Here is a 2663-nt window from a genome sequence, read left to right on the forward strand (position 1 = left end):
ATTTCTGATTCGCTTTGAATTTTAACTAAATTACTAAATACTCTTTCAGCACCACCGCCTTCAAGTGAATTTATTAAATATATACCTTTCAACGTTATTTTCTCTTTTATGAATTATATTTCTTATACCAATTAACAAACTGTTGCATACCGTATTCAATATTTGTATTAGGTTTAAAGCCAACTTCTTTTTGTAGGCTATCTATATCTGCGAATGTTGCTGGTACGTCGCCAGCTTGCATTGGCATATAGTTTTTATCGGCAACTTTACCAGCGGCTTTTTCTATTGATTCAATAAAGGTCATAAGCGCTATAGGTTCGTTATTACCTATATTAAAAACTCGGTATGGCGCTTTACTCGACGCTGGCGATGTGTTTTTATTTTCAGGGTTACGCGTTGGTATTACATCTTGAATGCGGATAATGCCTTCAACAATATCGTCTATGTAGGTAAAATCACGTTTCATTTTGCCATTATTAAATACTTTAATTTCACGGTTATTTAATATTGCATCAGTAAATAAGTACGGGGCCATGTCTGGGCGACCCCACGGTCCATATACCGTAAAAAAGCGTAAGCCTGTAGTTGGTAAATCATATAAGTGGCTGTAGCTATGCGCCATAAGTTCGTTTGATTTTTTGGTCGCTGCATAAAGTGATACAGGGTGATCGACTGCATCGTCTGTTGAAAATGGCATTTTTTCGTTCATACCATAAACTGAGCTTGATGATGCATATACTAAGTGCTGCACTTTATTGTGACGACATCCTTCTAAAATAGTGGCTGTTCCCACCAAATTAGAATCAATATACGCCATTGGATTTTCGATTGAATAACGCACGCCAGCTTGAGCTGCAAGATGTATTACACGGTCAAATTTTTCATCTTTAAATAAATTGGCTATGCCATCTCTGTCGGCTAAATCCATTTTTACAAAACGAAATTGCGTAAGGTGTTTTATGCGCTCAAGTCTTGCTAGCTTTAATGCAGGATCGTAGTAATCGTTTAGATTATCTAATCCTATTACTTGGTGACCCATTTCGCATAAACGTTCTGCTACAAAATTACCAATAAATCCTGCGGCACCTGTTACCAAATAGTTCATTATTTATTCTCCTAAAATCGATAAACCGCGACCAATGCTATAGTACTTAATTGATTTTTTATCCATACGTTCAGGTTCAAATAAGTTACGACCATCAAATACCACTGACTCGTTTAATTGTGATTTAATTAAATCAAAGTCTGGTGCTCTAAAATTTTGCCATTCGGTGCAAATGACTAAAGCATCAGCATTATTTAATGCAGATTCTTTAGTACCCATTAAGCTTAAATCTGCGCGAGATCCATAAATACGTTGAGTTTCTTCCATTGCTTCTGGATCGTAGGCTTGTACATTTGCACCCGCAGCCCAAAGCTGCTCCATCAATACACGGCTAGGCGCTTCGCGCATATCGTCGGTGTTTGGTTTAAAGCTTAACCCCCATACTGCAAAATTTTTGCCTTTTATTGCAGCCGGATTATTTGCTAAATCAAAATGTTTACTAATGTATTCAAACATTTTATTTTTTTGTGCGTAATTTACCGCTTCAACCGCTTTTAATATTTGTGATTCGTAGCCTATGCCATCGGCAGTACGTACCAAGGCTTGCACGTCTTTTGGAAAACACGAACCACCGTAACCACAACCTGGGTAGATAAACTGAAAACCAATACGTGAGTCAGAACCAATACCTTGGCGTACATTTTCTATGTCAGCCCCTACTCGTTCTGCTATATTAGCCATTTCGTTCATAAAGCTTATTTTGGTTGCTAACATACAATTGGCTGCGTATTTAGTTAGCTCGGCACTTTTTATATCCATAACAATTATTTTTTCGTGGTTACGATTAAAAGGTGCGTATAACTCACGCATTTGTTCTTCGGCTGTTTTTGAATCAGTACCTATTATTATACGATCCGGGCGTTTACAGTCGTTTACTGCTGCGCCTTCTTTTAAAAACTCAGGATTTGATACAACAGCAAATTCTAAATCGCTTTTACGTTCGTGAAGCACACTTTGTATTTTTGCTTTTACCTTGTCCGCTGTGCCTACGGGTACCGTTGATTTATCAATAATTACTTTTGGTGTCGTCATATGAGTAGCGACAGTTTCGGCTACTTTGAGCACGTATTTTAAATCGGCTGAGCCATCTTCGTCTGGCGGTGTACCTACTGCAATAAATTGTAAATCACCAAACTCAACACCAAACTTAGCATCGGTTGTAAATATTAAACGTCCGTCAGCAAAGTTTTTTTCAACTAAAGGTGTTAAGCCCGGCTCATAAATAGGGATGATACCCTTTTTTAGGTTGTTTATACGCGTTTCGTCAATATCTACACAACATACATCGTGGCCTGCATCCGCCAGCACAGTAGCTTGAACTAAGCCTACGTAACCTATACCATAAAATGTAACTTTCATATTCTAGCCTCTTTTAGTTTATTATTTAAATAAAGCTTAACGTATTTACTTAGCTTAACTTCAATATAAGTATACATAAGTCTCGCTAAAAACACTGAGACAATAAAAGCCACTAATGCAGCCGCTAACTTTGGAATGTTAACATTCATCATTTTTGTAATTATTACATAACCTATGTTTTGATGAACTAAATATAATG

Annotated in this window: 2 protein-coding genes and 1 pseudogene; all 3 read right to left on the reverse strand. The window is 37.1% G+C overall.

All coding sequences use genetic code 11. The features are described from left to right. Positions 1-106: 106 nt before the first annotated feature. Positions 107-1105 (reverse strand): NAD-dependent epimerase, encoded by a 999-nt coding sequence (locus GQR46_RS18525; protein WP_165741994.1) that lies wholly within the window; start codon positions 1103-1105, stop codon positions 107-109. Between the two features lie 3 nt (positions 1106-1108). Beyond that, positions 1109-2464, reverse strand: a complete 1356-nt coding sequence (locus tag GQR46_RS18530; protein ID WP_165741996.1) for a UDP-glucose/GDP-mannose dehydrogenase family protein — start codon at positions 2462-2464, stop codon at positions 1109-1111. Next, positions 2461-2663, reverse strand: a pseudogene (locus tag GQR46_RS20570) (hypothetical protein); the annotation flags it as partial. The pseudogene GQR46_RS20570 and the gene GQR46_RS18530, both read right to left, overlap by 4 nt.

The organism is Pseudoalteromonas sp. Z1A6, from assembly GCF_011378745.1.
Classification (GTDB): Bacteria; Pseudomonadota; Gammaproteobacteria; order Enterobacterales; family Alteromonadaceae; genus Pseudoalteromonas; species Pseudoalteromonas arctica.

What these genes read in the sequence shown, in the direction of transcription:
- GQR46_RS18530 (WP_165741996.1), bottom strand. Translation starts at nt 2,464, where the DNA reads ATGAAAGTTACATTTTATGGTATAGGTTACGTAGGCTTAGTTCAAGCT.
- GQR46_RS18525 (WP_165741994.1), bottom strand. Translation starts at nt 1,105, where the DNA reads ATGAACTATTTGGTAACAGGTGCCGCAGGATTTATTGGTAATTTTGTA.